This window comes from Mycolicibacterium smegmatis, assembly GCF_001457595.1.
GTDB lineage: Bacteria > Actinomycetota > Actinomycetes > Mycobacteriales > Mycobacteriaceae > Mycobacterium > Mycobacterium smegmatis.
In genome coordinates this window covers 1205555-1232398 of record NZ_LN831039.1, presented here as the reverse complement: position 1 = coordinate 1232398, position 26844 = coordinate 1205555, and the positions used below count along the sequence as shown (strand labels likewise).

General features: G+C 63.0%; 34 protein-coding genes and 1 tRNA gene. 12 read left to right on the top strand and 23 right to left on the bottom strand.

Features of this window, described 5'->3' with window-relative positions:
- Nucleotide 1 precedes the first annotated feature (1 nt).
- Genes AT701_RS05745 through AT701_RS05735 form a run of 3 tightly spaced genes read right to left on the bottom strand, consistent with a single transcriptional unit; the run spans nucleotide 2 to nucleotide 4696 of the window.
- A complete protein-coding gene (locus tag AT701_RS05745; RefSeq protein ID WP_058125378.1) occupies nucleotides 2-1441 on the bottom strand; it encodes a phage portal protein in 1440 nt (479 codons plus the stop codon).
- Entirely contained in the window at nucleotides 1438-4251 is a 2814-nt protein-coding gene (locus AT701_RS05740) for a hypothetical protein (protein ID WP_157892511.1), read from the bottom strand. The genes AT701_RS05745 and AT701_RS05740 overlap by 4 nt, the downstream gene beginning before the upstream one ends.
- Nucleotides 4244-4696: a phage terminase small subunit gene (locus AT701_RS05735; protein ID WP_058125376.1), complete on the bottom strand. Its 453-nt coding sequence runs from the start codon at nucleotides 4694-4696 to the stop codon at nucleotides 4244-4246. The genes AT701_RS05740 and AT701_RS05735 overlap by 8 nt, the downstream gene beginning before the upstream one ends.
- Nucleotides 4697-4927: 231 nt before the next feature.
- On the opposite strand from AT701_RS05735, the gene AT701_RS05730 reads away from it, so the two are divergent.
- The 4 genes from AT701_RS05730 to AT701_RS05715 all read left to right on the top strand — a co-directional run bounded on the left by AT701_RS05730 (nucleotide 4928) and on the right by AT701_RS05715 (nucleotide 7688).
- Entirely contained in the window at nucleotides 4928-5215 is a 288-nt protein-coding gene (locus AT701_RS05730; RefSeq protein WP_157892510.1) for a hypothetical protein, read from the top strand.
- Between the two features lie 91 nt (nucleotides 5216-5306).
- The gene (locus AT701_RS05725) at nucleotides 5307-6200 is read left to right on the top strand and encodes a hypothetical protein (protein WP_157892509.1); all 894 of its coding nucleotides are present in this window, start codon (nucleotides 5307-5309) and stop codon (nucleotides 6198-6200) included.
- 71 nt (nucleotides 6201-6271) lie between these two features.
- Nucleotides 6272-6880, top strand: coding sequence for a hypothetical protein (locus AT701_RS05720; protein ID WP_058125373.1), 609 nt, complete (start codon nucleotides 6272-6274; stop codon nucleotides 6878-6880).
- Nucleotides 6881-6962: 82 nt separating this feature from the next.
- Complete coding sequence (locus AT701_RS05715; RefSeq protein WP_058125372.1) at nucleotides 6963-7688, top strand: hypothetical protein; 726 nt, start codon at nucleotides 6963-6965, stop codon at nucleotides 7686-7688.
- A gap of 148 nt (nucleotides 7689-7836) precedes the next feature.
- Here AT701_RS05715 and AT701_RS05710 read toward each other — a convergent pair whose 3' ends face one another.
- The gene (locus AT701_RS05710) at nucleotides 7837-9105 is read right to left on the bottom strand and encodes a bifunctional UDP-N-acetylglucosamine diphosphorylase/glucosamine-1-phosphate N-acetyltransferase GlmU (RefSeq protein ID WP_058125371.1); all 1269 of its coding nucleotides are present in this window, start codon (nucleotides 9103-9105) and stop codon (nucleotides 7837-7839) included.
- Nucleotides 9106-9846: 741 nt separating this feature from the next.
- Here AT701_RS05710 and AT701_RS05705 point away from each other — a divergent pair.
- The gene (locus AT701_RS05705; RefSeq protein ID WP_011726739.1) at nucleotides 9847-11169 is read left to right on the top strand and encodes an ISL3-like element IS1096 family transposase; all 1323 of its coding nucleotides are present in this window, start codon (nucleotides 9847-9849) and stop codon (nucleotides 11167-11169) included.
- 7 nt (nucleotides 11170-11176) lie between these two features.
- On the opposite strand, the gene AT701_RS05700 is transcribed toward AT701_RS05705, so the two are convergent.
- From AT701_RS05700 to AT701_RS34595, 15 genes are all read right to left on the bottom strand, one after another.
- Entirely contained in the window at nucleotides 11177-11878 is a 702-nt protein-coding gene (locus AT701_RS05700; protein ID WP_011726740.1) for a plasmid pRiA4b ORF-3 family protein, read from the bottom strand.
- 91 nt (nucleotides 11879-11969) lie between these two features.
- Entirely contained in the window at nucleotides 11970-12068 is a 99-nt protein-coding gene (locus tag AT701_RS36060) for a hypothetical protein (protein WP_353961015.1), read from the bottom strand.
- 152 nt (nucleotides 12069-12220) lie between these two features.
- A complete protein-coding gene (locus AT701_RS05690) occupies nucleotides 12221-12847 on the bottom strand; it encodes a glycosyltransferase family protein (protein ID WP_058125369.1) in 627 nt (208 codons plus the stop codon).
- Nucleotides 12844-13254 carry a hypothetical protein gene (locus AT701_RS05685; protein WP_058125368.1) on the bottom strand — a complete coding sequence of 137 codons (411 nt, stop codon included), beginning with the start codon at nucleotides 13252-13254 and terminating at the stop codon, nucleotides 12844-12846. The genes AT701_RS05690 and AT701_RS05685 overlap by 4 nt, the downstream gene beginning before the upstream one ends.
- A gap of 9 nt (nucleotides 13255-13263) precedes the next feature.
- Complete coding sequence (locus AT701_RS34605; RefSeq protein WP_157892508.1) at nucleotides 13264-14631, bottom strand: collagen-like domain-containing protein; 1368 nt, start codon at nucleotides 14629-14631, stop codon at nucleotides 13264-13266.
- Nucleotides 14632-14707: 76 nt separating this feature from the next.
- A complete protein-coding gene (locus AT701_RS05665) occupies nucleotides 14708-15340 on the bottom strand; it encodes a hypothetical protein (RefSeq protein ID WP_058125364.1) in 633 nt (210 codons plus the stop codon).
- Nucleotides 15337-16062, bottom strand: a complete 726-nt coding sequence (locus tag AT701_RS05660) for a collagen-like protein (protein WP_058125363.1) — start codon at nucleotides 16060-16062, stop codon at nucleotides 15337-15339. The genes AT701_RS05665 and AT701_RS05660 overlap by 4 nt, the downstream gene beginning before the upstream one ends.
- 174 nt (nucleotides 16063-16236) lie before the next feature.
- On the bottom strand, nucleotides 16237-16593 hold the full coding sequence (locus AT701_RS05655) for an LtfC-like domain-containing protein (RefSeq protein ID WP_058125362.1): 357 nt from the start codon (nucleotides 16591-16593) through the stop codon (nucleotides 16237-16239).
- Between the two features lie 15 nt (nucleotides 16594-16608).
- Nucleotides 16609-17886: a phosphohexomutase domain-containing protein gene (locus tag AT701_RS05650; RefSeq protein WP_058125361.1), complete on the bottom strand. Its 1278-nt coding sequence runs from the start codon at nucleotides 17884-17886 to the stop codon at nucleotides 16609-16611.
- Nucleotides 17879-18589, bottom strand: a complete 711-nt coding sequence (locus AT701_RS05645) for a glycosyltransferase family protein (RefSeq protein ID WP_157892507.1) — start codon at nucleotides 18587-18589, stop codon at nucleotides 17879-17881. Before AT701_RS05645 ends, AT701_RS05650 begins: the two co-directional genes overlap by 8 nt.
- Entirely contained in the window at nucleotides 18586-19506 is a 921-nt protein-coding gene (locus AT701_RS05640; protein ID WP_058125359.1) for a hypothetical protein, read from the bottom strand. The genes AT701_RS05645 and AT701_RS05640 overlap by 4 nt, the downstream gene beginning before the upstream one ends.
- On the bottom strand, nucleotides 19506-19985 hold the full coding sequence (locus AT701_RS05635; protein ID WP_058125358.1) for a DUF7340 domain-containing protein: 480 nt from the start codon (nucleotides 19983-19985) through the stop codon (nucleotides 19506-19508). Before AT701_RS05635 ends, AT701_RS05640 begins: the two co-directional genes overlap by 1 nt.
- 106 nt (nucleotides 19986-20091) lie before the next feature.
- Nucleotides 20092-20622 (bottom strand): hypothetical protein, encoded by a 531-nt coding sequence (locus tag AT701_RS34600; RefSeq protein WP_157892506.1) that lies wholly within the window; start codon nucleotides 20620-20622, stop codon nucleotides 20092-20094.
- The gene (locus AT701_RS05625; RefSeq protein WP_157892505.1) at nucleotides 20619-21125 is read right to left on the bottom strand and encodes a hypothetical protein; all 507 of its coding nucleotides are present in this window, start codon (nucleotides 21123-21125) and stop codon (nucleotides 20619-20621) included. The genes AT701_RS34600 and AT701_RS05625 overlap by 4 nt, the downstream gene beginning before the upstream one ends.
- 173 nt (nucleotides 21126-21298) lie before the next feature.
- The gene (locus AT701_RS34595) at nucleotides 21299-21460 is read right to left on the bottom strand and encodes a hypothetical protein (protein WP_157892504.1); all 162 of its coding nucleotides are present in this window, start codon (nucleotides 21458-21460) and stop codon (nucleotides 21299-21301) included.
- A gap of 364 nt (nucleotides 21461-21824) precedes the next feature.
- On the opposite strand from AT701_RS34595, the gene AT701_RS05620 reads away from it, so the two are divergent.
- The 5 genes from AT701_RS05620 to AT701_RS05600 all read left to right on the top strand — a co-directional run bounded on the left by AT701_RS05620 (nucleotide 21825) and on the right by AT701_RS05600 (nucleotide 23660).
- Nucleotides 21825-22007: a helix-turn-helix domain-containing protein gene (locus tag AT701_RS05620; protein ID WP_058125355.1), complete on the top strand. Its 183-nt coding sequence runs from the start codon at nucleotides 21825-21827 to the stop codon at nucleotides 22005-22007.
- Nucleotides 22004-22717: an NUMOD4 motif-containing HNH endonuclease gene (locus tag AT701_RS34030; protein ID WP_081319383.1), complete on the top strand. Its 714-nt coding sequence runs from the start codon at nucleotides 22004-22006 to the stop codon at nucleotides 22715-22717. Before AT701_RS05620 ends, AT701_RS34030 begins: the two co-directional genes overlap by 4 nt.
- A complete protein-coding gene (locus tag AT701_RS05610; RefSeq protein WP_081319382.1) occupies nucleotides 22714-22923 on the top strand; it encodes a hypothetical protein in 210 nt (69 codons plus the stop codon). Before AT701_RS34030 ends, AT701_RS05610 begins: the two co-directional genes overlap by 4 nt.
- A gap of 78 nt (nucleotides 22924-23001) precedes the next feature.
- A complete protein-coding gene (locus AT701_RS05605) occupies nucleotides 23002-23277 on the top strand; it encodes a type II toxin-antitoxin system RelB family anti-toxin (RefSeq protein WP_223496100.1) in 276 nt (91 codons plus the stop codon).
- Complete coding sequence (locus AT701_RS05600; protein ID WP_058125351.1) at nucleotides 23274-23660, top strand: hypothetical protein; 387 nt, start codon at nucleotides 23274-23276, stop codon at nucleotides 23658-23660. Before AT701_RS05605 ends, AT701_RS05600 begins: the two co-directional genes overlap by 4 nt.
- A 70-nt stretch (nucleotides 23661-23730) precedes the next feature.
- On the opposite strand, the gene AT701_RS05595 is transcribed toward AT701_RS05600, so the two are convergent.
- Entirely contained in the window at nucleotides 23731-23925 is a 195-nt protein-coding gene (locus AT701_RS05595; RefSeq protein ID WP_058127542.1) for a helix-turn-helix transcriptional regulator, read from the bottom strand.
- A 160-nt stretch (nucleotides 23926-24085) separates the two neighbouring features.
- Here AT701_RS05595 and AT701_RS05590 point away from each other — a divergent pair, with 160 nt between their 5' ends.
- Nucleotides 24086-25315 (top strand): tyrosine-type recombinase/integrase, encoded by a 1230-nt coding sequence (locus AT701_RS05590; RefSeq protein ID WP_058125350.1) that lies wholly within the window; start codon nucleotides 24086-24088, stop codon nucleotides 25313-25315.
- A 19-nt stretch (nucleotides 25316-25334) separates the two neighbouring features.
- Here AT701_RS05590 and AT701_RS05585 read toward each other — a convergent pair.
- Nucleotides 25335-25417, bottom strand: a tRNA-Tyr gene (locus AT701_RS05585).
- 109 nt (nucleotides 25418-25526) lie between these two features.
- Here AT701_RS05585 and AT701_RS05580 point away from each other — a divergent pair.
- Nucleotides 25527-26018, top strand: coding sequence for a YajQ family cyclic di-GMP-binding protein (locus AT701_RS05580; protein WP_058125349.1), 492 nt, complete (start codon nucleotides 25527-25529; stop codon nucleotides 26016-26018).
- Here AT701_RS05580 and AT701_RS35585 read toward each other — a convergent pair.
- On the bottom strand, nucleotides 26009-26224 hold the full coding sequence (locus AT701_RS35585; protein WP_235630846.1) for a hypothetical protein: 216 nt from the start codon (nucleotides 26222-26224) through the stop codon (nucleotides 26009-26011). The two genes, AT701_RS05580 and AT701_RS35585, sit on opposite strands and share 10 nt — an antisense overlap.
- Nucleotides 26225-26228: 4 nt before the next feature.
- A complete protein-coding gene (locus tag AT701_RS34025) occupies nucleotides 26229-26801 on the bottom strand; it encodes an MFS transporter (RefSeq protein ID WP_233032110.1) in 573 nt (190 codons plus the stop codon).
- Nucleotides 26802-26844: the final 43 nt, after the last annotated feature.

Here is a 26844-nt window from a genome sequence, read left to right as displayed (position 1 = left end):
CTTACTCCGTTGGTTCGGAACTCTCCTGCTGGGCAGTCGGTTCAGGGGTTGCCTGCTGGTTCGCCCGGTTCTGGATGACGTTCAGGATGTTCGAGACAGTGGACCGGCGACGATCCGCAACCAGCCGGTCGATGTCCGTGCGGTCATAGCCCAGCTGCTCCAGCACCACTTCGCTCTCGGCCATCCACGGCAACACCGACAACTGCTTCGTGACCGCGTCCGCAGCGGCAGCCTGCGACGGAGTCGAGGGGTTCCGCCACTTGGCCCGCAACTTGCGGTACTCGTCCGACAACTCAGACGTGTTGTCCCGCACCATCAAGGCGTTCCGCATCGCACGGCACCAGCCGATCCCGAACACCCGCGTCGCCGACTCCGCCTCGATCACCATCTCCTCCTTGGAGGCATACAAAGCCTCCGCCGAAGACGGGTTGTCCTGCACCACACCCAGCGAGGACACCGGGATCGAAGTCTCCGCCGCGAACAAGGCAGCCCACTGGCGAAGCTGTTCCGAATGCGGCTGCATCGTCATCTGCGGGAACTGACCCACCTCGGGTTTGAAATTCGGGTCAACCTCTTCATCCGGCGACGGAGGCTCCAGGGCCAGGAACCGGCCCATGAGGGCGTTCCAGCCACCATTGGCGAACGCATCCTCCGGGATGTTCAAGCCGTACCGCTGCGGGGCCGTGAAGAACTCGGCACCGATCTCGCTGCGGACCACGGTGCGGATCGCCGCGTCCGTGATGTACATGACCGGGCGGGTGATCCGGGACTTCCCGAACGGATACCCCAGACGCGGCCGGTACGTGATCGGCTCCATCGGCACGCGACCAAGAGGATTGGGCCGCTGAGCAATCCGCCACGGTCCACCCAGGTAGTCGCGGGTCAGGATCAGCACCTTTTCCGGCAGGTACATGATGATGTACAGCGGGGCCCCCTCTTTGTCCCGCTCCACAATCGACAGGCCGGCGTCGAAGCCACGCCTACGCGGGTTCCACAGGCCGGTCGCGTTGAAGGCGTCCCGGACCATGATCAGGACCTCGGGCTCACCGGAACGGACGTCGCCACGGATGGTGGTCACGAACGCACAGGAGTGGATGAACGCCGAATCGTGGGCCTGCGGCACCTCGATGTCCAAGGCGTTGTCGAACCACATGTCCTCGATGCCTAGGTCCTGCGAGGACTGGCCGGGGATGACAAACCCCTCCAGGATGCAGCGGCGAGACAGCGAATCCACAGCCTTCGCGGGCCACCCCAAGACGGCCTCAAAGTTGCGGAACTTCGGCGGGGTCGAGATGCCCAAATCCTTGAAAAGGGCCTTCCCGTCGTAATACTGGGACCGCAGAGCGTTCCGGGCCCGCTTGTTCTCCAGCTGCTGCACCAACTGGTGCAACGTGTCACGGTCAGCCGGGGACAGTCCGGGAATGTTGAGCGCAAGCGTCAATTGAGCACCGACACTTTCCTCTTCCTCACCGCACCGCCCGTGCGGACTTTCGTGTTGTTCAAAATGAATCGCCTACCCAACTGGGCACCCACCAGGCAGACGGCCAGGTCAACGTGCTTCTTCGAGTCGCGGGACTCCTTGCCGAGCGAGACACCCCACTTGTTCTGGCGTCGCCTCGCGTTGTGGACGTGCAGCCGCAAAGCCGGGTTGCCGTCGTGAATCAAAATCTGTTCGTCGTCCACCCATTGGGCGCACAACTCGGCCATCTCCGTGAACGCCTTCATCCGCTCATAAGCCCGGGGCTGAGACAGCCGCATGTCGAACTTCACGGCGTGGCCTGTGGCCTGTCCCGGCGTGGCCCACAACTTCACCTTGTTGTGAAAATCGCGGTGCCAGGCGTCCACCAGATCCGCCCAGTACAGGGCCTCAGTCTCGTCGTCGGTGGCCGGTGACGGGTCCACCCCAAACCACATCACCCGGTACCGGTCGAACGCCTCACGGACCGCCGCATCAACCTCTTCACGGGGAGCGAGCCATCCGTGGTTCCGGCCGCCCTTCGGGGGCTGCCACACACCCAAGACGAACGTGAAGCCATCCGAAACACGGACACCCACAAGGCCTGTGGCGTCACCAGACTTCGAACAGTCCAAGAACATCGTGATCTGTTCCCGGTCCGCCACAACCTCATCCGGCCGCGACAGAGTGTCCCAAGCCCTCGGGTCCACCCAGGAGTCCTCCAACAGGGCCAGGCCGTTCAAGTAGAACCGGATTGACTCCGCCGCCGTAACGCGAGGATCACGAACCTCGTCCATCAGGCGGTCCAGATCAGCCCACGGAGCGTCCGAGTACGCCTGCTCCAAGGCCTTCCGCAGGTCCTGGTTGTTGAAGATCGACAAGTTCGGGTCGGCCTCAACCGAGTCGTACAAAATGTCCTGCTTCAAGTTCGGGAACTCGCCCGACACCTGCTGCTGCCACGCCTCAAAGCTCTGCTGGGCCGTCGAATCCGCCCCCATCGCATGAGCGTTCGTGTACTCCACCAAGCGGGCCTGAATCTCCCGAGGAGATTTGCCCACGTTGCGGCGGGCAACCGCAGCCAACTTGTGCCCACCGGAAGTCGCTGTCATATGGTGGGATTCGTTGAGGATGATGAACGTCGCCGGATCACCCTCAGAAGACGCCTCAGAAGCCGTCAGGACCTCGAAACGGCCCCGACCCTTCAGAATGGTGCGGGTCTCACCGCAATCCAACCCATGCCACGCCCTGGCGTCATTCGACCACATCGCATTCGCAATGCGGAGAGTGTCCTTCGACTGGGCTTCAGAGTTGGATGCGATCTGAACCGTTGGCATCCGATGGGGAACGGCTGTCCAGCATCCCTTTTCATTATCCCATACAAGTTGCGAAGGGCCCGCAAGTTCAATGTTGCCGTGTGCAGCGGCCATGGGATCTTTCCCGGTGTTGCAGGTCGGGATGTTGTGAGTGCCCACCAGGTACTGGTGCGCCTCGTGAGCCACCGTCAGGCACCGGGCGGGTGCTGAGGCGATCTTCTCGATTGAGACGATGGTGCGGCTCCGTGAGAAGGGCATCGCCATACCAGTGGTTTTGCACCGTGCCAGCTTTCGCGGAAGGCGGCTGACGATCTCACCGGGCTGCGGGGTGAAACGGATGCGGACATAGGGACCGTAGGTCTTTCCGCCCAGCGTGACGTCGCGGTAGGTCTTCGTCGGCATCAGGCCGAGCGATACGGCCAGCTCGAAGACGTCGTGGCCGAGCTGGTTGTCCAGGATGCAGATCTCCACCTGGCCGTTGGCTGAGACGGTCCCGTCGCTGTCCACAAGGCCCTGCAGCACCGACCAGCGTTGTGTCAGAGACGCTCTGAGCACCTCGGCGGGGATGTGCTTGTAGCCCAGGACTCCGAGGCTTCTGAGGGCCGCCTGGGCGCCACTGCCGATCCCCATGCGATGGGTGTCGCCGTGAGTCGCCGAGGGCTGGCCGTGCGCGATGCCCAGTCGATCCAGCTCGTTGATGAACGCACCAAGGTCCTCGGTGCTGCCGGTCACCCGAGCGCAGTCGGAGTCGCCGTCGCCGAGCCAGTACCCGAGGACATAGGGGTCGATCCCCAAATCGACGTGCCCGCCCTCGACCGCCGGGGACGGCAGCGCACGAAACCGAGCCACACCGCCCCTGGCCGCCTTGGTCCTGCCGGTCGTCAGCGGACGCTCGAAGGCCAGGCCAGCGGCCAGCATCTCGTCAACCGTGACGATGCGGCGGACCCGCCTGCGGCCACCGGTGAACTCATCGACCGGCCAGCGGTGCGATCCGGTGCACTCCACCGTCGCCCCGTCGCGGAACGTGATCCGGTAGGTGTCCTCCAGGACCTCGGGGCGCAAGTCGGTCACCGTGGTGATCGAGCCGTCGACCGCGTAGACCCGCGAGCCGACCCGAAGGTCGCCGTGCTTGACCCAGCCGTCCGGTGTCATCACCGGAGTGGTGTGAGTGATCGGCCCTTTGGCCCCCCGCTTCACGCCCGACCGGTACAGAAACCTGCCGTCCTCGTCGTAGGCGTACCACAGATGCAAGAAACGACGCTGCCCAGGGGTGAACCGCCAATCCTCACCGGTCTGGTAATCGATCAGCCCAGGGCCAAACAACTCAAACTCGGCCTCCGTCAACCGGTTCTCCGCCCACCGGATCAGCAGCGGACCCAAACTCGGCGGCAGATGGTCAGTTCCCGGCCACGGCAACGTGACCCACGCACCAGTCTTCGGTTCGATGGAATATCCGGGAGGAAGATCAAGCGGATCAGTCATACAGCTCGTGCAAGTCATCCCCCACCGCCATGAACGCAGCCGGGGCCTTCACGTCCACGTAGCGGATGCGGAGATCGCGACGGAAATCAGCGGTCGTGCCCAGCACCTTCTCGCGGTTGCGAAGCTCAGTCGCCAAGCTCGCCCGCCGCGTCTCAATGAACGACGCAGCCACCTCAAGACTGTCGAACGCGAACTCCCAATCAGCCTCCGACCACATGACGCAGTGAGGCATCCGGGACCAAGCCCGCCACTTCCGCACCGCCTCAGCGGGCCACCGCCGAGGAACCTCGGCCACCTCGCCGTCAACAACCTCACGGGCGGGGCTACGGGCCGGAAGCTCCGGGGCCTTCTCAAACGGGACGTTCTCGATCTCAACCCACTCATGGGCGGGCTTATCGTGGTGTCGGACCAGGCCGTCCTTGGGTTTCGCTCCCCTCACGGGCATCGTTCACGGCCTTTCGAGCAATTGGGAAAAGGTTCGAATTCTCGCCACTGTCAGAGCCGCTATATCGGCCGGGGCGAGTCGGGCACCGGGGGGAGGGGGTAGTCCCCAGGGTGCTTTCGCAAGGGTCGGCACAGCTGCCGGGTCAGGGAGTGCGCCGATTCCGCCGACGCGGGGGGGTGCGGCGTCTTACATTGGTCGGTACGGAAACACCCGCTGAAGGGGGAAATTGTGGTGGATGATCCGAATCTCAAGTGGGTCGAGGGCTTGACGGTCTCAGACAGGTTTAAGGCCGGTCAGGCCTTGGTCGACCACATGAGGGACAGGCTCGTGAACGGCGACCCAAAGTCTGTGGAGTCCGAAGCGAAGTACTACAGCGACTGGATTGCGATGTTGACGCTGTCGCAGATGGAGCTGATCGACGCTGTGAGTCGAATCGATGAGCAGCGTCTCGCCCTCACCAATAACCTGCGGAGGGCTTTTGGGATCGCTGAAGAAGGACAGGGGTCGGGTCAGGGGTAGGGCGACCCGTGGCCAGTCGCCGGCCTCGGCTTCATCAGCGGGGCCTTATCTGTTGGTGGTGTGGGTTCACCCCAGGCCTGGGTAATGGCTGGTGTCTTTCTCTGCTTTTGACATCGCGCAGTCGGGGGATGCTCTTGTGCGAAAGAGCCAACTGAAGCTCAGGGCGTTGCTGGATGCCTACCGCAGCTGGAACCGCTACGCGTATTTGAGTTCCCATGAGCGGCGGCTCAATCGGTCCCTCTGGGCCGCGTTGGGGTTCTTCGTCGTGTACACGGTCCTTCAGCACGTTGTGTTCGCAAAGGTGCGGCCCATCTTCCACATGGGCGCTCAATGGGGCGACCTCCTCTACGACTTGGGCATCGCCTATATCGGAGCGTTCGTCTTCTATCTGCTGGTAGTTCGGCTCCCTCTGCGTCGAGATCGACAGAACGTGTACGAGAACCTGTCGCCGCTCGTCAATCAGATCGTTGCGGAAGCAGTGACTCTGATGGGGCTGTTGAACGGGGCGGCCGGTGCGCCGACTGGCCGCCGCTGTACCGCCGAGAACGTGGCTGAGACCTGCTCCCTCATCTCACTGAATACGCAGGTAAAGATGAAGATTGTGAATTCCGATGGGTCAGAACGGCCGGCCACGGTCCGAGATGCCCTTCTAAGATCGTCAGAGAAGTCCCGGAAACTCAACCGCGAGCTTCTGGAATTCTCCGGCCATCTATCCTCCGAGCTGATCAACTACATCATTGCAATCGAACAGCGTGGCTACTTCGTCATGTTCAGCCAGTTCGACTCCATCATCGTGAAGCTGACACCGCAGGAGAATGTCTCGTTCCTCTGGCGGTACATCTTCGATTACCTCCAGCTGGTTGAGCAGGTGAACCGGTACTACCACGAGTACTTCAAAGCGTTCGAGTTCCGCGGCGACTTTTTGATCGCTGGGACGGATAAGACCAGCCACGCTGTGCCACTGGCTGACCGGATGTCGGGCTGACCTTCCGCATCGGGGGTGGTTCTTCAGCCCTCGGTGACCGACAGCGGGTCGGCGGGCGATACCTTCACGGCATGAACGTACAGAACCTATTGCAGTACGCCCCACTTCTGGGCGCCCTGGGAGTCGCGTCGCTGATCGGCAATTGGTTTGGCGGTGGCCGCTCGCGCCGAGAGGTCCGCAGTGCAGTCCTCAAGGCCCTCCGCGAGACCGAATCCCAACGGTGGGCCACTGAACCTGATCACGTCGGCTTTAGGGACTTCATCACCGCGGTCCACGACTTGGAAACCGCGGCCTTGATCGCACGCATTCCGCGCAAAGCCGTGCATCACTATGTCGTTCTCGCGCACGCGGCACGAGGCCTCAGTGAGGATGCCGTCGATTACTTTCCCGACCTGAAGGGTTACTCGGGTCCGATCAACGGGTACTTCAACACATTGGTCCGTGATGCCGCCGGGGTCCTTACCGGTTTGGCTTGGCACCCGTGGTGGTCTCGGATCGTGCTCCTTCGGAGCCTGCGCAATCTGCGGAATCGTGCCTTGGAGTTCAAAGACGAAGAGGTCCGGTGGGCGCTGGCAACGGCGCAGAAGCAACACAATCCTCTTCCTGGTCCGCTAGGCGAGATAGAAGGTGTCGAGGATCCTCCACAGATTGTCGAACCTTCCGGGAAACCAGATCGCTGAGGCGGAGGGCATTTCGTCTCTCGGCACCGAACACACCACAATCCGTCCGCGTGATGTCGCACCCCTGAGCGATGATCAGTGGATGGACCCCACACACGATGCTGCACGGATCAAGGTATGGTTGGACGGTCACCGAACAGATCTTCAGGTTCTCGCCGTTCTCTTCGACTCCGGGGACACGCGGGTGGTGCTGGAGGATGGCCGGTATTATCTGACGTCTCCGGAGATCGAGAACTCTTCGGACGGCGAGAACCCGCACGCGGTGGCCCAGCGGGTCCTATCGATCCTGAATGGGCTTGCCGCTCTTCACCACAGAGGGTTCCGACCGGTCGAACTTGGTGGCAGGGTCACCGATGGTGGATCAGAAGTGATATATCCGCGCCCTGCCTTGCTTGAACTCCGCGGAGGCGTCCCGGTGGTTACTCAGCGACGACCAGACGGCACAGAGGTCCCTGGCCCGCCATCGCCCTGGCCGGGGCGTGCCGCCTTGGCCGGATCCCATCCCGACGTTGCTGAAGCGCTCGGAATCCTCGGGAGGACCAATCCAATCACCTTCCGTGAACTCTATGACGTGTACGAGATTGTCCGGGACTCGATCCAGAAGGACGAGACCATGCCGAACGCAGTTCACGAACTGCTGGGAGTGAGCAAGAACGGTGTCAGCCGGTTTACGGTGCCTGCTCAGAAGGCCCGCCATGCCAGATCTACCGCGGAGATAAACAACCCCATGTCCCTGGAAGAAGGGCGACAGTTCATCACCGAGCTGCTCAACACCTGGATGGCGCGCCTGCGGTCAGCGGATCAGTGACAACCCGGCCTCGGCGCTTCAGGCGCGCATCCACAGTGGCCCGCCCGCTCAAGCTCCTCACGGATCACCTGACGGAGGCGAGCCTCCACTTGCTCGATCAAGCTCTTGTACACAGGGCTCGACATCACGTCCTTCATCAGGAAGTCTTTCAGCACGTCTTCCTCTTCTCGATGTTCCGTTGCTTCCCGGCCGATACCGCCAGGTGTGCCGGTGGAATGTCTTCTCGGACCACGGTTCCCGCACCCGTGTAGGCGTTGTCCCCAACAGTGACTGGTGCCACGTAGGTGGTGTCCGCCCCGCCCTTCACGTTCGATCCGATGGTGGTCCGGTGTTTCGTTTGGCCGTCGTAGTTCGCGACAACTGTGCCCGCACCGATGTTGGTGTGGTCCCCGATGTCTGCGTCCCCCACGTAGGTCAAGTGTGGGATCTTGGTGCCGGTGCCGATGGTGGAGTTCTTCACCTCCACGAACGCCCCGACCTTGCTGCCGTCCCCGAGGTGGGTTCCTGGCCGCACATAGGCAAAGGGGCCGATCTCGCAGCCCGCCCCGATCCTGGTGTCCCCGTGGATGTGGGTGTTGGGGTGGATGATGGTGTCCCGGCCGATCTTCACGTCCAGGTCGATCCACGTTGTTGCCGGGTCGGTGATTGTGACGCCGGCCAACTGGTGGGCGGTGACGATCCTGCGGTTGAGAATCCTCGCGGCTTCAGCCAACTGGGCCCGGTCGTTCACCCCCGCAACCACATCGGGCTCCACCTGGAGGGTGTGAACGTTGTGGCCGTCTTCGCGGAGGAGGCCAACCACATCCGGTAGGTACAGTTCCCGCTGGGCGTTGTCGGCCCGCAGCCGCATCAGGCTGGTGTGGAGTCCGTCATGGGCGAAGCTGTAGATCCCGGCGTTGACTTCGCGGATGGTGAGCTGGTGGGTGTTGGCGTCGCTGTGCTCAACGATCCCGATCAGGTCCGCATCGGGCATCCGCAGGACCCTGCCGTATCCGGTGGGGTCGTTCAGGGTGGTGGTCACCACCGTGTTGGTGGGACAGTCCATCAACGCTGTGAACGTCTCTGGGGCGAGAAGCGGTGTGTCCCCTGGTGTTACCACCACTCGGCCGTGAAAGTCGTCTGGGAGGGCTGTCAGGCCGCAGGAAACGGCATGTCCGGTGCCTCGTTGTTGCTCCTGGACGGTGATCCATAGGTCTATGCCAAGTTCGGCTGCTACCTGTTCCACTTCGGGAAGGATCTGATGCCGCTCGTACCCGAGAACAACAATCAGGCGGTCGGCTCGAAGCGTTGAGACCGCGTGCAGGACATGGGAGATGATTGTTCTCCCGGCCAGCCGGTGGAGCACCTTCGGGGTGTTGGATTGCATCCGGGTCCCGACGCCTGCGGCCAAGACGATGGCAGCTGTCTCAATCCTCATCGATGTACGCCCAGGCGTCCCCTGCTGTCGCTACCAGCACCCTGTAGGACCACAAGACTTTGCGTTTGGTGGAGTGTGCTACGAAGTCGTGGACCCACACCCATGGCTGTGTGGGTACCCCCACCACGACCCAGTGGAAGCCGTCCGGGGCATCTGGCAATTCCATTCGGCGGCTTCCCTGAAGTGAAAGTGGCCGCGCCTTCTAGATACCCGTCTCGGCGCGGCCCGCCCCCGGGAGGAGAGAGAAGGGCACGGGCGGGGGAGTCAATTAGCTTGTGGGCCAGTCGCTGAACTCGCAGCGGCACAGCGTTTGTGTCCGTTGAACAACGCGGACACAGGGACCGTTCTCGTGGGTGGTCTTGGCGTGCTGACACTTGGGGCAAAGCCAGATGGCTTGCTGGCATTGGCAGCGGCCGGTCGGTTCCTGGCAGGAATTCCCACCGGGATGTTCACCCATTGAGTGGCCACAGAGGCAAGTGAATTTCATAGAAAGAAAACCTTCTCCTACTGCTGATTATAACATTGAATTCGTCAAATCAGCTGTTCAGCTATTTCGCAAGACCAGGGTGAGGCATTGGTTTCCGTCGCCATTTATTGCGGCCCTCCCACGCCTCCCTCTGAGTCTTTTTCCGGCTCTTCGCAGTTGAGGGTGTAGAGGTCGTCGGCGCGTCGGTGCCGGGATAGGGGTCGAGGTCTTCCGATGATGGAGGTTCCTACGCCATCCATCTGAAAGACCTCGACGTGCCTGACGCTACCGGTCGGGCGGGCTTCGCCTGCGCTGACCTGACGACTTTCTGCCGCCTCGACGAGCTCGGGTTGGAGGTGACCGGCCAACGCCTCGACCCTGATCGGGCCGTGCTGGCGTGCCGGGTCGCCGATGAGGATCGGTGGTGCCGCCGCTGCGGCGAAGAAGGCGTTGTACGTGACAGCGTGACTCGCACGTTGGCTCATGAACCGTTCGGGTGGCGACCCACGGCTTTGCTGGTCACGATCCGCCGTTACCGTTGCGCCGGCTGCGCTCATGTGTGGCGCCAGGATGCCAGCGCCGCAGCCGAACCGCGGGCCAGGCTGTCCCGGCGTGCTCTGCGGTGGGCGCTGGAAGCCCTTGTCTGCCAACACCTGTCGGTGGCCCGGGTCGCCGAGGCGCTTGCGGTGTCGTGGAACACTGCCAACAACGCCGTGCTCGCCGAAGGTCAGCGGGTGCTCATCGCCGATCCGGCCCGGTTCGATGGCGTCGCGGTGATCGGCGTCGATGAGCACGTGTGGCGGCACACTCGCCGCGGCGACAAGTACGTCACCGTCATCATCGATCTCACGCCCGTGCGTGACGGGACCGGCCCCGCACGGCTGCTCGACATGGTGGAGGGCCGCTCCAAGAAGGCGTTCGCCGACTGGCTGGCACAGCGGCCACAGGAGTGGCGTGATCGTGTGGACGTTGTTGCCATGGACGGGTTCTCCGGGTTCAAGACCGCCGCCACCGAAGAACTGCCTGACGCGGCCACGGTGATGGACCCCTTCCACGTGGTCCGCCTGGCCGGCAACGCCCTCGACGAGTGCCGACGCCGCGTGCAGCTGGCCACCTGCGGGCACCGCGGCCGCAGCACCGACCCGCTCTACCGATCGCGACGCACCCTGCACACCGGGGCCGACCTGCTCACCGACCGCCAGAAAGCCCGACTGGCCGCACTGTTCGCCGCCAACGCGCACGCCGAGATCGAGGCCACCTGGGCGATGTATCAACGCACCGTGGCCGCCTACCGCGAACCAGACCGCACCAAGGGCCGCACCATGATGGCTGCACTGATCACCACGCTGAGCACAGGCGTCCCCACGTCGCTGACCGAGCTGATCACCCTCGGGCGGACACTGAAGAAGCGTGCCGCCGACGTCCTGGCCTACTTCGACCGCCCCGGCACCTCCAACGGGCCGACCGAAGCGATCAACGGCCGCCTCGAACACCTGCGCGGATCCGCCCTGGGCTTCCGCAACCTCACCAACTACATCGCCCGGTCCCTGCTCGAGACCGGAGGCTTCCGAACCCAGCTCCGTCAACCTCGGCGGTGAAGAATCCTCAACGCGTGTTCAACGCGGCCAGAGCGTCATTGGTCTCGGCCACCGAGAAACGGTCGGGGTGCCAGCCCCGGGGCAGCCAGTCCCTCATCTCCTGCGCACCGAGTCCCATCGGCGTTTCCCGCGGGTCGTACCCGCCGCGAACCCACGCAGCCAACTCCTCATAGCCGCCCAGGCCACCACAGTCCTCCGGCGGACAGGCCATCTTTCCCGTCAGACACACCGCAGCCGGGGGCGGATCATCGAAAACGTCTTCGACCACGAGCACGTGGTCCCATCCGTCGCCGAAGTCGTAATCGTAGAACAACCGCTCGCCCTTATCGGACACCACCTGATCGAGGCGCACGCTGTCCTCGACGACACCGTCGTCGCCTTCGCTGAGATCAAACCCGGTGACGAAGTAGGCACGGGTCCGCCGGTCCGCCCCGACACCGAACTTATGCAGATGACTGTCCTGCCAGCCCATAACGACCTGCAGCACAACATGGAGCTCATCGAGCATGAGGTCGCCCGGCAGGTCCAGCCGACGCCAGATCGGCGGCTTGGCGTACATCAGGTCGACGCGCACCCGGAAGCCCCGCGCACGATCCGGCACCGCCCGCACCTCGGGCGTCGGCTCATCGAACATTCCCGCGAACACGTTCCGACCAGCGTCGGCCATTAGCTTCTGCAGCAACGCCAGGTCCACACTGCCCCCGGACACTCCGCTCTTCCTCTTGCTCTTCCGCTTCTTCTCCGGCACACCCCAAGCCAACCAGACCCCTCGATCACAGCGCGAAAGCAGCTGATCGTCTCTACACCGTCAAGTGCGAAGAGCCCTTTTTCCGGTGACACGGGACACAGGCCAGCTGAATGAGTTCCGGGTCGTCAGCGTTCACGCGGGCAATTTTCATCGCCTTCACGGAGACAATGTGGTCGAATTCGATTCCCACGGTGACATCGCAGCCTTCATATCCGAGCTGGCATTCGCCGCGGTCCCTTTTCATGACGATTGTTTTTGTCCGCCGGGAAATGCAAGAACCGGGGGCGTCAACTTTCCACGCCATTACAGGTTCACCGCCTTATCGGTCCATTTGTTTCGGGTGCCCACTTGCCAGGCCACTCGGCCCGCCGGCCTCGGCTTCCCGTCCGGGTGCTGGATCAGAGTGGGGCCGTCCAGGTGATCGACAAGCGAAGGAACGGTGTACGCCACCCTGTGTCCACGCACCCTTGCCCACAGCGAGATCGACTGATCGATGGGCAGGTTCGTCCGGTGGCTGGTCATCGACTGCACCAAGTCGGTAGGGATAACCACCCCGACCGCGTGGAGGAGATGGGTGCCGACTATCCAGCAGGTGTCGTCGTCAGCCTTCTCTATCGCCCGGTAGATCTTGGGCTGCCACTGCGGTGGGCGGCTGCGACCCAAGTACAGCGACACCACGGGTGCCGGTGCAACTTCGATGGCCTGGTCCAGCTGGTCGCGGAAACCATCAACCGGGACGGCGTCGTCTTCCAGCACACAGCAGTGGGTGGTTCCCATGTCGGCCAGGTGTTTCCACACTTGTAGGTGGTTGGCCTCAGCCCCCAGGGTGCCATCGTCAACGGACACGAAGGAGGCTGAGACCTGTTCGGCGAGGGCCTGGGCCATGTCCGCCCGTTTCCAGTGGGCGACAACGCCGATGGCCACGCTCACTTCAGAGGCAGCCTTTCGACCGTGGACAGGTCAATGGCCGTGTCGTCGGTCGGGGCGAGGAACCGGAACCCTTCGATCACCTGGTCCCGCTTGCCGTCGTAGACGACGTTGGAGAAGGTGACCGTGTAGTACAGGGCCTCCAGGTCGAGGGCGGCAGAGTTGGCGACCAGCGTGAGGGTGTTGCCGTCGATGGTTTTCAGTTCACCGTCGTCCACGCTGGTGCGGCCACGGATCGTCTGGAGCCGGTACACGATGTTGTCGGTGGACGAATGGACTTGCCGCACACTGGGAGCGAAGTCCACAAAGCAGGAGATGTACTGGACATCCGGGTTGCCGTCGTCGTCCGTGGAGGAGTCGGAGATGAGAGCGTGGAGGGTGCCGGTGACGGCGAAGTAGGTCAAAGCCATTGGGATTCCTTACAGGTCGATTGTGGTGTATCCGCGAAGGGTGATCACCACCCAGCGGACATTGGCGGTGCTACTGAGGCCAGCTCCAAAACTCTCCCCATGTTCGAGATCTAAATTCATGTTCCTGTAAACGGTTTGAAAAGACCCATTGCCAGTCAGCGACAAGGTTTCGCCCGACAGTGACGAGTCGTTGCGCCTAAGAGTGGCTGTTCGGTTGGTGTCGGTGAGATACCGCATCGAAACCTCTTCGAGGTGGAAGTCGCGCGCAATAACTGCCTCGAACGCCTGGTAGGGGGTGCTGGTTGACCCGGTTCCTGGTGCAAGGTACAGCGTCCAGGTCATGTCGTAGGGGATCTGTAGGGCCCCACCACCGCCCCCGCCACCCTCGGGTGGGTCAATCCACTCAACCCCGCCGTCCCCGTCATAAGACAGGACCTGACCCTCGGTGCCCTCTTCATCCGGCCACGGAATGCCGTCAGCCTTCAGGGATTCCAGCCACTCCTCTTCAGTGCCTTCGAAACCCTCATCGACGGCCACCTCATAGGCGGACATGCCGGGATCGCCTTGAGGCCCCTGCTCGCCAGGCTCACCAGGATCACCCTTCGGCCCCTGCTCGCCGGCATCGCCCTTCGGCCCCTCGGGGCCCACCAACGACTCCAGCCAATCCTCTTCGTCGCCCTCAAACCCATTGTCCAGTGCGACTTCATAAGCGGACGGACCCGGATCACCCTGCGGTCCGGTCTCACCCTGAATGCCCTGAGGGCCCTGCTCGCCCTGGGGACCCTGCTCCCCCGGTTCGCCCTGCGGGCCGACGAGAGATTCCAGCCAATCCTCTTCATCGCCCTCGAAGCCGTTGTCCACAGCCACTTCGTAGGCCGACAGGCCGGGATCGCCCTGGGGTCCCTGTTCGCCCTGCGTTCCAGGATCGCCCTGGTCACCCTTGGGGCCCTGCTCACCCTGCGGCCCTTGCTCCCCCACGAGTGAGTCGAGCCACTCCGACTCGGTGCCCTCAAAGCCGTTGTCGAGAGCGACCTCGTACGCCGACAGGCCGGGATCTCCTTGGTCGCCCTTTTCGCCGGTATCGCCCTTGTCACCCTTGGCTCCGGGTTCACCCTGAACACCCTGGGGGCCTTGCTCACCTTGGGGACCGACCAGGCTTTCCAGCCAGGCCTCCTCGTCCCCCTCAAAACCCTCGTCTACCGCGACCTGGTAGGCGGACTTGCCGGGATCACCTTGCGGGCCTTGCTCGCCCTGTGAGCCGGTCTCACCTTGCGGACCAGTCTCGCCCTGTGGACCCTGTTCTCCGACAAGGGAGTCCAACCACTCTGATTCGGTCCCCTCGAAGCCGTTGGCTACCGCGACCTCGTAGGCGGACATGCCTTCCGCGGCCTGGGCGGAGGTTTGCACCCACTGTTCACCATCAAAGAAATATGGCACTGTTCAATGACTTTCGTTATTCCGCCGGGTAGGCGATGATCCAAACCTTGCCAGGATTTCCTGGGGAAGCACTTCCAAATGTGGTCACTCTCGGCAGCCCGCCCGCACCCACGGTGACGGTGATCGCACCTGTGGGCTGAAGGGTGTTTGTCCCCCAGCTGCCCCCTGTCCCGCCGCGGCCGATGACCCCAGCCGTGACGGCAACCCCATCGCCGCCCTTACCTGAAGTGGGCTCGAAATAGAAGGTGCCCTTGAACATCATGCTGATTGCCGTCGCACCATTTGCGTGCCCTGGGAGGGTTCCATTGGACGAGTTGAACGCTCCTCCATCGCCAGTAACCGAGACATCCCCGGAGCCGGTCGGCACAACCACCACTGAATCCTCACCGTCTGTGGGTGCCTGGGTCTGCCCCGATCCGGGCCGGTACCCGCCACCCCCGCCGCCCAGTGCGATGACATCGAGGTAATCGACCCCCAGCCGGAACCATGTGGGGAACGTGTAGGACTTGGAGCCCGCTGTGCTGTAAATCGTTGTGACAGCTTCGGTTGGCCACAGCTTCGTGTCGCCCACATAGACGGCTGCCGCGTACCCACCGGAGTACACCGACACAGCTTCGTCCAGGGGCTGGTCACCGAAGTAGACCTTCACGGCACCACCACGTACACGGTGTTCGGGTCCTTCGCCGACAACGCATCAAACTCGGACTGGGACAGGGTCACGACACCTGAATCACCCTGGGGCCCCTGCTCGCCCTGCGGGCCGGGTTCGGACACCGGCAACCAGTAGTCGCCCTCCAGGAGGTCTTCCTCGGCTGGGGCGTCGTCCGGGGCGGTGCCGCCAATGAACACGACAGGGCGGGGATCATCCGGGCGGGCAGGCCAACCGTCGTCGTACTTGTAGACGATGAGAGCCGGGAGGCCGATCTCACCTTGCGGGCCTTGGTCGCCCGTGTCACCCTTCGGGCCGGGTTCCCCTTGGGGGCCGGTCTCACCTTGGGGGCCGGTTTCACCCTGGTCTCCCTTGTCGCCCTTCTCACCCTGGGGACCCTGCTCACCTTGAGGGCCCTGTTCCCCTTGGTCGCCCTTCGGACCTTCGGGACCAACCTCCCCCTGGGGGCCTTGCTCGCCGGTGTCCCCCTTGTCCCCCTTTTCGCCGCGTTCACCTTGCGGACCTTGGGGACCGACTTCACCTTGCGGGCCCTGTTCGCCTTGGGGGCCTTGCTCACCCTGGGGCCCCTCGGGGCCCTGGACGCCCTGGGGACCTTGGAACGGGATGCCTTCCGACCAGTGGTCGGTGTACACGTAGAGGTTGCCGTCCGCCTCCACCAGGTAGGCGTCACCCCACTCGGGGTCCTCGGGAAGATCCTCCACGGTCTCGACAGCGCCCGTGATTTCCAGGCCGGTGCCCGCAGGCCCAGCTGGTCCAGGAGGCCCCGGGGGCCAGGAACCGGCACCACGGTCAGGGTGTTGTCGGGGACATCCACCGAGATCCTGGGGACCGCCGGCACCGAGAGCCGGATTGTCGCCCCGGTGGGCATCTCCAAATTAGTCATCGCGGGCCACCACGCCCTTGGCGAACAGGTAGTCGTCGGTGTTCGGGGTATTGGGGAAGCTGACGCGAATCCTCATCAGGGAGCCTGCCGGGACCATGTCGGTGTCCGCCGACTCAGCCCGGATCGTCAGGACGTCGTCCTGGATGGTGCCCTCCCACGAGTACAGGACGATCCACTCGTCCAAGGGTGCGGACACGTCGGTGGCCTTGTCGTAGACAACCGCGGTGACGGTCGCCCCTTCTGGCCACACAGGTGAATCGCCCTCGGGCTCAACGGAAACAATCCAATCGACACCCTTGGAGAAGATTGGCTTGATGCGGTGGGGCTCCCAGCCAAGCTTGATGGTCATGCAACCTCCGGTAAATCACACACCCAGAGTCTGGGCGCGAAGTTCTGCTTGTTCGATGTGGGTGGCCACCTCGTGGGCCAGCCCGTCCGCGTCGGTGGGATGCTCAACCATCACCCGGACAACGGGCTCAGTGCCGCTCTCCCGCACGATGATCCGTCCCGCCTTGCCGACACCCTCAACGATCTCGTCAATCGCTTCACGGGCCATCTGGGCGGCAATACTGGGCTTGCGGGCGGGGATGTTGATGTGAGATTGCGGTATCCGGTCGAAATGGGCCAAATCGGCCAGCGAGGCACCGGATTCAACCATGATCGACATCACCTTCATCGCGGTGAGAATGCCGTCACTGGACGGGAACAACTTCGGGATGATGATGTGCCCGCACGGTTCCCCGCCGAGGGCCAATCCCCTCCGCTGCAACCGCTCCGCCACATGGTGATCACCCACATCGGTCACCGCCACCCGGATGTCGTCTTCGCGGAGCCGGGTCCACAGCCCGGAGTTGCTCAGCCGGGTCACCACGATGGTGTCGTCGGTAAGAACGTCCCGCTCCTTCATGCCGACCGCCAGAACGGCCAGCAGGCCGTCCCCGTCAACGATCTGTCCGTTGGCGTCCACCATGATGACCCGGTCCCCGTCGCCGTCGTGAGCGATGCCAAGGTCGGCCCGGTGGGTGAGGACCGCTTCCTGAAGCATCCTCGGGTTGGTGGAGCCGCAATCCTGGTTGATGTTCCAGCCGTCCGGGGTGGTGTTGATGGCGACGACCTCAGCCCCGGCGTTGGCGTACACCTCGGGGGCGGCCCGGTGGGTGGCACCGTTCGCACAGTCCACCACGATCTTGAGGCCGGCGAGGCCCCTCACAACCCTGCTGACGCGACGAATGTAGTGATCCAGCAACCCGGGCAGGCGGGTGTCCTCCATGCCGCCAGCGTTGACCGCGGGGACGCCAATGAAGTATTGGACCCGCTTCTGACCAGCCGGGTTCAGCTTGTAGCCCAGCCGCCCGAAAATCTTGAACCCATTGTCGGGCATCAAATTGTGGGAGGCGGTGATCATCACGCCCATGTCGGTGGTGAAGTAAGACAGGGCCGGCGTGGGCACCACCCCAACCCGCTGCACATTCGCGCCGTAGCGAAGCCCTTCAACGAGGGCGTCCTCCAGCTCCTGGCCGCTGATGCGGGTGTCTCGACCAACCACAACCTGGTTGCCGAACCGGGAAATCGCAATGCCGAGAGATTTGGCGAACTCGGGGGAAATATCACCCCGGATGCCATCGGTGCCGAAGTCAGGCATTCCGCTTCTTCCAGTTCTTCTGCCACCGGTCGAAGTCCTCTGGCTTGTCAAAGTCGTCAGAGAACGATGTGCCCATATACCCAACATCGCGGACCTGCGGCAGGTTGCGGTTCATGGTGCGGATCTTCGGTCCCCGCGCCCCGGCGTAAGCCCGCAGCACCTCCCAACCGCCCGACCGAGTGATTTCACCGTCCCGGTGAGCATCAGCCGTGATCTGCATTGCCTCCAGGTACTTGCTGTGGTGCTCTGGGAAGAACGAGACAGCGAAGTTTTCCCCGTATGGGCAACCAGTGACCCGAGACTTGTTGACGCGGCACCAGTTCAACCAACGGCGAGCCTCGTACCGGGTGATCGCGTCCACCACACAGTCATCAAGCCAACAGTCACCCCAATAGAGGATCGTGCGGCCGGTAGACGACCAATGCGGCACCGTGTTGTGGAACTTGGTCACCCCCAGCCACTCATCGGTGTCACCCAAAACATCCGGGGTGACGACCTGAACATGGTCGGGGAGGTAGTCCTTGTAGTCCTGGGGGCCGGTCACGATCACGTCGTTCTCGCCCCGCTCGTGGAGCTGCCGCACCAATCGTGCCAACAACGCCTCACCGTCATCCAGCGGGGAAATCAGATGCTTCGGCACTCCGGTGTGATTGCCCCATCGGGTTCCTTCACCGGCAGCCATGATGATGTGTCGGACGCTCATGCCAGCCCAACTTCCTTAAGTACGCGAGTCATCGCCACCGGCCATATGTGGCGTTCTCGAACAACCTGAACTGCGTTCTCCCGCATCGTCTTAACTTCGGCTGCGGTCATTGAGTCACGACGTTCTTTGATGGACGCGAAGTCGAACCGGTCGTAGAGGATCATCACGTCGTCGGTGAAGCCCTGTTCCTCCATGCCGGGGACGCGGGGATGGGCGAGGATGCCGCCTCGGCCGAGGGTTCTGGGAACGCGATCAGACCAATAGAACGGGGCCGGGGCCGAATCGCCCAGCACCAAATCGGCTGTCGCGTACAGCTTGTTCAGCTTCTTGCCCCACACCGGAGACGACTTGGTGCCGTACTGCCGGAAGTCGCACCCATAGGTTCCGTTCGCCCACTGCAACAGGGCCCCACGGTGATCACCATGAATCCTCTGCGAGTGGGTTCCGACAAACGTTGCTTTGTGCCGGTACCGGTCGTCAGCCTCCCACAGCCCCAGGTACCGGGTGCCGAATGCCGGCGGGAACCATCGATGGTTCACTCCACCCCAGTCCCGGTCACCGCCATCAGCGGTGAACACGTACTGGCATGTCCACCACGGCAACTTCCCGATCAGGTCCTTGCGGCGCTCAACCCCATGGAACAGGTCCATATGGAGGGCGACCGTGACCACGCCGCGACCCTCCAGGCTCCGCAGAGCGTCGATCACTTCCTCAGCGGGCGAGGGGGGCTCATCTTTGAGCCACAGCAGCATGTCGGCGTCTTTGGCGACATTCCGAAGGAGTGGCACGGCCACCGAACCGAATGGCAGGGCCGTGACCTGGTGGCCCAACTGCTTGAGGGCCTCAACACAGTCGGGACGCCAAGACTCAAAGACGCGACCCGACTCGATGCGGTTCCCGAGGACGACAATTTTCACTACGCGCACACACCTTCTGGTGTCGGGAACCCGAGATACTTCGCCAAGTCCAGCAGCTGGTCCGGTTCCCACACGGCCCGACAAGATCGGCACTCACAACCATCAACACCGACAAGGAGGGTTGGTTGGCGGACTTCTTCACCACGATGGTCTCGAACCACTTCGGAGGCACCGCACTCTGGGCATTGGCCGGGGATCAACCGGCGGGGCTTCGGGTTCAACACCCGGTCGGCCCGACGAATCCAACTCTTCACAGTCCTTGCCATCGCCTCGGAGTCCTTCGGGTTGTTGGCGACGATGCGAAGCCGATCAGCCGTGGAGGCCAGTTCCGGGTACCACTTGGCGGCGGTCTGTTCGATCTCAATGATCAGATTTCGGGGACGGCCAAGGGCGTGGAGCTGGTCCAGGACCGAGCACATCTTCACGCCCCCAACCATCTTCGGTTCCACCAGTTCCCGAATCAGTTCAGCGAGCTGCAAACCTCAACTTCCCTACTGCCCTCTCCGATTCCTTCACCAACACCGGAACCGGAACAGTGGGACACCGCCTGCATATGGGGGGGCTGTTCCACTGTTCCAGCCGGGTTCACCGTTCCACGCCCTCCCAGTGGGCTTTGGAGCGTTCAATGAGGAGTTCAATCCACTTCCGGTTGAACTTGATCATCTCCGCCAGCATCCCGTCGAAGTCGAATCGGTCGCACGCATACCGGCCGACCTTCCAGCAGGTGATGCCGAACTCGTCCTCCACGGGCCGGGGGTCGCCCGTCCGCCAGCACTGCCTGAACAGCTCCAGCTGGTCCTCGGACAGCGGCGGCAGGTTGTATCTGGCAGCCACCTCGGGAGAATGCCCCGACCCCATGCAGATGTACGGTTCCGGGCCGTGGCGATGGAAGCATCCCGCCCTGGTGAGCTTGATCCGCCGGTCACACACCGGACACACCGCACCGAGCCGCTGCTCCTCAGTCAGCTCCGGGAGTCGACCTTCCTGAAGAAGGATCTCAATCTCGCCCGGGGTGAGTCCGACAGTCGGGCAACGGAATGCAGGGCCGTGCCGGTGGAGGGTTCCTCGGGAGTTCACCTTTACAAACTGGCTGCATACTGGGCATTTCACGGTCATGAGACGACCACCTCCGGGGCTTGTCCCGTTTTTGGGGACATCATGTCCCGTTTTTCGGGACGCAAAACTTCCCTGGCCTGCCGTTTTGCTTCGTCCCTATTAGATTCTCTTTCATTGGGACTCGAGCACGGAACGGAGCGGTCCCGAATGAACACCACATTCGACGGAGCTGGAGCCTCCTGGCAATGGTGCGGGCAGGGCTTGTTGTTACCCCTCATCCCTGTCGCGAAGCCCTCGGCTGGAAGCACGAGGCATTCCCGGTCGGACGACTGATCCAGCCAGCCAATCTTCTTCAAGTGGTTGATCGCTTCCCACAGCTTCTGCCGGTGAATGGTTTTGACGGTTCCATCCGGCTGGACCCCGAGGAGTTTTTCCAGTTGCCCGGGCTCGAATGGTGTGTGGAGGTTCGGTAGGTGACGCGACATCGCAAAGGCGAACACTCGCTGCCACAGGGTGAGGTCGGTGTTGAACGCTTGGTTCTCCCAGAACTGGTTGAACGACATCACGTACCGGGGTGTTGCTTTGTGGTACGTCGCCATCTACGCCAGAACCACCAGATTCGGTTGGTTTACACCAGTTTTCATTCTCTTCTCCTCTTGGATGCCCTCTGTCGAGTCCAGAAGCCCTTCTTCTTCGATTTAGGCCTCGATGGAGCCGGAACCAGCCGCGGCGGCGCTCACGAGAGTTCCTTGCGGGCCTTGCGGAGGTCTGCGGAGGCAAGGGCCTCCAGCTTGCTCCAGTTCCCGGTGCGGGCGGCTTCGCGGATCAGTTCTTCTTCACGTTGCTGGCGTTCGAGTTCGTCTTGAACGCGAGAGCGATGGTGGGGTGTTCTGGACATGGGTTCTCCTCTAAAAGGTCGTCTCCCAAGCCCACAGTTCCCAATGCGGACGCTACCGGGGTTCCTGCACCGTTATTGGACGCCACGCCGGGTGGCGTTGGCTGCCGTTGGTTTGCAGGTGGTGGGGGGTTTTATTCCCTTCTCCCTTTAATTCTATCAATAGATCCGCCATTCCTCGGCGTTCATTTGTCAAGCTTTTGTGATGTAGATTACACATAATTTTGCTTAATTTTGCGAATCGTCGCTTATTCTGAAATCAGAGAGAAGGAAAACCTCTCCTCGGCGCTCCTAATTCAATGGGAATTCGCCACTTACGGTCTGGCATTCGACGCTGGCCGATCTGTAGAAAATCAGGAAATACCAAATGAAAATCAATGAATCAGGTGCCCTCATGGGCATTGCCCAGGCGTCTCGGGTCCTGGGGATCGACCGCCGGCTGGTGGATCAACTGGTCAAACAGGGCCAGGTCAAGTCCGTTGTTATCGGGGCCCGTACTTACATTGTGCGGAGTTCCATCATGGCCTTCCTCGGGGAGGGGGGCGAATGACCGAGTGGCGTCCCATTGCGGGCTTCGAGGACGAATACCTCATTTCCGATGACGGTCGAGTGTTCAGCGTACGCATGGGAGGAATTCTCTCAGGCGGACTCGCCAGTTCCGGCTACAGGTATGTGTCCCTATCCAAAGCGGGAGACAAAAAGCAGTTCTATGTCCACCATCTCGTCGCCGCCGAATTCATTGGGCCACGACCTGACGGAATGGTCATCATGCACCTGGACGACGACACCCTGAACAACAACGTCGACAACCTCAAGTACGGCACCCAGGCGGAGAACATTCGCCATTCCTTCCGGGATGGACGGCGGGGCGTCCTAGCGAAAGACACCCCATGCCAAGAGGATGGGTGCGAGGACTTTGTAGAGTCTCGCGGGTGCTGCCGCCGGCACTACGTGCGGCACCAATACCGTGGCACCGGCCCCTTCGCGGACAACCCACCCTGCACCGTGAACGGTTGCGACACCCCAGCGGGACATATCCGACGACGACTGTGCGGTTTCCATTACCAAAAGGCCTCCAAGAGAACGGACTTCGTGTCCTTCATCAGTGACGACGTGTGCGCCAAAGGCCACCCAAGGGCCGAGTACCAGAGGGTCACCCCAATGGGTGACAAATACTGCTCACGGTGCCAGTCCGCCTGGAACAAGAAGTGGATAACCGAGGCCCGCAAGAAGGTCCAGGCAAGGATCAACGCCTCGTGACGAAGATGATCACCAAGACCTGGCGGCGACTCCGCACCCGGTGGCACACCCTCAGCCGAGAAGAAGAACTCGCCGTCACCATCGCCAAACTCCTGGACGCCCTCACCCGCGAGGTGGAGATGCGGATGACGAACGAACACCTCCCCCGCCTCCACCTGGCCAACTACCGACTGATGGCACTCAGCCACCCCCGTCGCCGCCGATAGCACGTCCCCGTACTAGTACATGCGTGTACTATTGGTGGCACGGCCCCGCCGGGGCCACAAACCAAGGAGGTGGTGGCGATGCAAGAACAGGCAGATCCGCCATGCCACGATCAGGAGGTGGAGCTGTCACGAATTCGCAACCTCGCCGACCTCACCCAGGCCCAACTCGCTGAAGCGATGGGCACCAAACAGACCGTGGTGAGTCGGCTGGAGAGGCAGACCGACTGGAAACTGTCCACCCTCGCGTCCTACCTGAACGGATGTGGAGTGGACGCCAAACTGGTGGTCAAGGCGAACGGACGAACACTGGTCCTTCGGCCAACGGCCACAGGAACATTCGAGGAAGAGAAATGAAGAAGATGTTGACCCTGCTGGCGATGCCGGTAGTCATTGCACTGGCCCCGCTGACCGCACCCCAGGCCCATGCTGCCATCAAGTGCGAAGAAGCCCCCGCCAAGTGGGTGGAGGCCATCAACTGGTCCTTCACGAAGGACGAACACCTGACCGACGCCAAGGTGGTCACCACCCCCGATGGGGCCCTGTACATCGGTGGGAACATCGTGGACTCATCTGGCACCAAGGTTTCGAGTGCGGATGTGTGGCTGCTGGACGGTGCCCTCTGGGCCCTGAGCAGCGACGCCCGCAAGCGGACCGTCCTGCCCGATGGCCGTGACCTGGGAGTCTCGGCTGGTGACGAGTACGGATCAGCCGTCCAGGATTGCGTGACAGGCCGGTAGCCCAGGCGCGCATAGAATCAGGAAAGCCCCCCGCAAACTCTCCAGCGGGGGGCTTCCTTCGTGCCTGGGGTCAACCACCCCGAACCGTCGCGGCCTTCTGCTCCTCCACCCACCGCTCCAAGTCGGCCCGGTCATAAACGACCTTGCGGCCACCCAGCCGGTAGCACCGCGGGCCCCGGCCCTCATAGCGCCACCACCGAAGCGTCGGTTCCGGCACCCCCAACAGCTCCGACACCTCCATGGTCGTCAACGGGCGCTCGTTCATCTCTCCTCCAATAACAATCAGCACAATCGCTTGCACTCCATGGTGGCAGAGAATTCGGGACGGTTTCGGCGGGCAGCGTTGGCGTGTCCTCGTGAGCGCTATGCAGATCAGAGGGCCAATCCGCCCAGTCCGACAGATTTCCAGCGGTACGCTCTGCGGTATGAGTGCGAAGCGGAACATCCGGGCCGGCCTCGATGACCGGTGGACCAAACGGGTCAAAGGTGACGACGGCGTGATGCGGACCGTCAAGTCCGCCATGCACGGCAAAGGTAAGCGGTGGCGAGTCCGCTGGGTGGACGACGACAGCCAGGAACACACCAAAGTGTTCGACCGCAAACCCGACGCCCAAGCATTCCTCAACAAGATCACCGCCGACATCCATCGGGGTGAAGTCGTCAGCCCGAAGAAGGGCCGGGAACTGTTCGAGGTGATCGCCGAGGACTGGCTCCTCACCAAGTCGCACCGGAAGCCGAAAACCGTTGCCGGATACCGGGAACTACTCGACAACCTGATCCTGCCCCGCTGGGGACACGTGCCCGTCAAGGACATCACCTACGAGGACCTGGTGAAGTGGTTGGGGAAGCTGTCCATCGACGGCTCCCGCAAGGCAACACCGTTGTCGCCCAGCCGCATCCGCCAAACCCACCAGTGTGTCCACGCGGTACTTCAGTACGCGGTGCGGACCGGGAAGGTGCCGAAAAACGTTGCGGCGGACATCGAACGCAAGAACGACCTGCCGAACGACAACGCTCGCGTCCAACACGCCCTCACCCACGACCAGCTGCTGGGGTTGGTGTCAAAGATGGGGCTGTACGCCACGCTGACGCTCGTTCTCGGGTACACCGGCATCCGACTAGGGGAAGCGTCCGCTCTGCGGCGAGAAGGCGTCAGAGACGGCAAATTGATGATCCGGGAGTCCGCCACCCGCGTCCGGGGCCAAGGTTTGGTCACCACCGCGACGAAGACCAACAAGATGCGGGAGGTCGCGGTGCCGCCCCCCGTGTGGGAACGGTTGGTCGCCGAGCTGCCCACCGACCCCCGGGCCCTGGTGTTCCCCAACCGCCAGGGCGAGGCGTTGACCAACCACCAGTACCGCTACGAGTTCGACAAGGCCGTCGCCGCCATGAAGGCCGAGGGCGACTTCCCGAGCATCACCCCGCACGACCTCCGCCACACCTGTGCCAGTTTGCTGATCTCGTCCGGGGCCAACATCAAGGTCGTCCAGCGACAGCTGGGTCACGCCACCGCGACCATGACCCTGGACCGCTACGGCCACCTCTACGACGCCGACCTGACCGCCGCAGCCAACAAGCTGGGCGAGGCGATCCGGCTCCCACTGCGGTACGACTGCGGTACGGATGAGGGCAAGAAAAAAGCCAAGACCGGCTAGATACCGGTCTTGACCTGGGTGGCAGGTGCAGGATTCGAACCTGCGTAGGCGTAAGCCGACGGATTTACAGTCCGCTCCCATTGGCCGCTCGGGCAACCTGCCTGACGTCGCGCCGCCCCGTTTCCGGTTTGGTGCGACTAGCAGGGTACAACGAGGATGTACCCAAACTACAAACCGGCAGGACTCACCGAGGGAGAGGAGAGGCGGTCCAATGGCGGATTCCAGCTTCGACGTCGTCAGCAAGGTCGATCGTCAGGAGGTTGACAACGCGCTTAACCAGGCCGCCAAGGAGCTGGCCACCCGGTTCGACTTCCGCGGCACCGACACCACCATCGCCTGGAAGGGCGACGAGGTGATCGAACTCACGTCCAGCACGGAGGAGCGCGTCAAGGCCGCCGTCGACGTCTTCAAGGAGAAGCTGGTCCGTCGCGACATCTCCATGAAGGCCTTCGACGCCGGCGACCCGCAGCCCAGCGGCAAGACCTACAAGGTGACGGGCACCATCAAGCAGGGCATCACCAGCGAGCAGGCCAAGAAGATCACCAAGATCATCCGCGACGAGGGCCCCAAGGGCGTCAAGGCGCAGATCCAGGGCGACGAGATCCGCGTCAGCTCCAAGAAGCGCGACGACCTGCAGGCCGTCATCGCGCTGCTCAAGGGCGCCGACCTGGACGTCGCCCTGCAGTTCGTGAACTACCGCTGACCTGTCACCTCGAAATTGACGAAAATGCCGCTCAGAGGCCCTTCTGAGCGGCATTTTCGTCGCTTTCGGCGCAGGCGCCGCCCGTCACGGTCCATGATCTGCCCGGCCGGATACGAGCAGATCAGGTCGGCCAGCGCGCCGATGCCGAACACCAGCGAGACCGTCGCGGCGTGCAGACCGAGATGGTCGGCCCACAGCGGCAACACCGCGTCACGCGAAGCGCGGGCCGCGCCCATCAACGACGCACCGGTGCCGAGGGTGTACAGCAACGGGCGGTGCCGCCGCAGAATGCGCGAAAGCGGCACGCCGCCCGGTTTCGGCATCCGGCGGGCGCGGCGGATCGTCCATGCGCGCCATGAGGTAGCCCGCGAGCACGATGCCGACGAACTGGACGGCGAAGCCGCCGCGGGTGCCCGCGGCGAGGATCACGAGAGCCCCGAGGAACGGCCCGACGAAGTAGCCCAGCCGCCACGTCAGCGCGAACATCGCCATGGCCCGTGCCCGCATGGGCAGCGGCACCACCTCGGCCAGATAGCTCTGCCGGGCCAGGCCCCACACCGCGCTGGCCAGACCGGTGAGCGCCACACCGATCGCCAGCACGAGTGGATTCGGCGCCGCGAGGCACATGAGCACCCCGACGGCGCCGATGCTCGAGCCGACGATGATCGACCGCCGCTCACCGAAGCGGGCCACCACCCGCCCGGCGGGCAGGTCGCCGAGGACGGCGCCGAGTTCGACGAGCGCCCCTGCCGTGCCGACCGACGCGCCGAGGTCACGCGCGATGAGCGCGACGACGGGTGCGCCTGCGCCCTGCCCGATCCCGAAG

What these genes read in the sequence shown, in the direction of transcription:
- AT701_RS05740 (WP_157892511.1), bottom strand. Translation starts at nt 4,251, where the DNA reads ATGACTGATCCGCTTGATCTTCCTCCCGGATATTCCATCGAACCGAAG.
- AT701_RS34600 (WP_157892506.1), bottom strand. Translation starts at nt 20,622, where the DNA reads ATGACCGTGAAATGCCCAGTATGCAGCCAGTTTGTAAAGGTGAACTCC.
- AT701_RS05685 (WP_058125368.1), bottom strand. Translation starts at nt 13,254, where the DNA reads ATGGCTTTGACCTACTTCGCCGTCACCGGCACCCTCCACGCTCTCATC.
- AT701_RS34605 (WP_157892508.1), bottom strand. Translation starts at nt 14,631, where the DNA reads ATGTCCGCCTACGAGGTCGCGGTAGCCAACGGCTTCGAGGGGACCGAA.
- AT701_RS05605 (WP_223496100.1), top strand. Translation starts at nt 23,002, where the DNA reads ATGCAAGAACAGGCAGATCCGCCATGCCACGATCAGGAGGTGGAGCTG.
- AT701_RS05600 (WP_058125351.1), top strand. Translation starts at nt 23,274, where the DNA reads ATGAAGAAGATGTTGACCCTGCTGGCGATGCCGGTAGTCATTGCACTG.
- AT701_RS05645 (WP_157892507.1), bottom strand. Translation starts at nt 18,589, where the DNA reads ATGAGCGTCCGACACATCATCATGGCTGCCGGTGAAGGAACCCGATGG.
- AT701_RS05715 (WP_058125372.1), top strand. Translation starts at nt 6,963, where the DNA reads ATGGACCCCACACACGATGCTGCACGGATCAAGGTATGGTTGGACGGT.
- AT701_RS36060 (WP_353961015.1), bottom strand. Translation starts at nt 12,068, where the DNA reads ATGAAAATTGCCCGCGTGAACGCTGACGACCCGGAACTCATTCAGCTG.
- AT701_RS05720 (WP_058125373.1), top strand. Translation starts at nt 6,272, where the DNA reads ATGAACGTACAGAACCTATTGCAGTACGCCCCACTTCTGGGCGCCCTG.
- AT701_RS05595 (WP_058127542.1), bottom strand. Translation starts at nt 23,925, where the DNA reads ATGAACGAGCGCCCGTTGACGACCATGGAGGTGTCGGAGCTGTTGGGG.
- AT701_RS34030 (WP_081319383.1), top strand. Translation starts at nt 22,004, where the DNA reads ATGACCGAGTGGCGTCCCATTGCGGGCTTCGAGGACGAATACCTCATT.
- AT701_RS05710 (WP_058125371.1), bottom strand. Translation starts at nt 9,105, where the DNA reads ATGAGGATTGAGACAGCTGCCATCGTCTTGGCCGCAGGCGTCGGGACC.
- AT701_RS05580 (WP_058125349.1), top strand. Translation starts at nt 25,527, where the DNA reads ATGGCGGATTCCAGCTTCGACGTCGTCAGCAAGGTCGATCGTCAGGAG.
- AT701_RS05655 (WP_058125362.1), bottom strand. Translation starts at nt 16,593, where the DNA reads ATGACCATCAAGCTTGGCTGGGAGCCCCACCGCATCAAGCCAATCTTC.
- AT701_RS34595 (WP_157892504.1), bottom strand. Translation starts at nt 21,460, where the DNA reads ATGTCCAGAACACCCCACCATCGCTCTCGCGTTCAAGACGAACTCGAA.
- AT701_RS05590 (WP_058125350.1), top strand. Translation starts at nt 24,086, where the DNA reads ATGAGTGCGAAGCGGAACATCCGGGCCGGCCTCGATGACCGGTGGACC.
- AT701_RS05650 (WP_058125361.1), bottom strand. Translation starts at nt 17,886, where the DNA reads ATGCCTGACTTCGGCACCGATGGCATCCGGGGTGATATTTCCCCCGAG.
- AT701_RS05620 (WP_058125355.1), top strand. Translation starts at nt 21,825, where the DNA reads ATGAAAATCAATGAATCAGGTGCCCTCATGGGCATTGCCCAGGCGTCT.
- AT701_RS05625 (WP_157892505.1), bottom strand. Translation starts at nt 21,125, where the DNA reads ATGTCGTTCAACCAGTTCTGGGAGAACCAAGCGTTCAACACCGACCTC.
- AT701_RS05735 (WP_058125376.1), bottom strand. Translation starts at nt 4,696, where the DNA reads ATGCCCGTGAGGGGAGCGAAACCCAAGGACGGCCTGGTCCGACACCAC.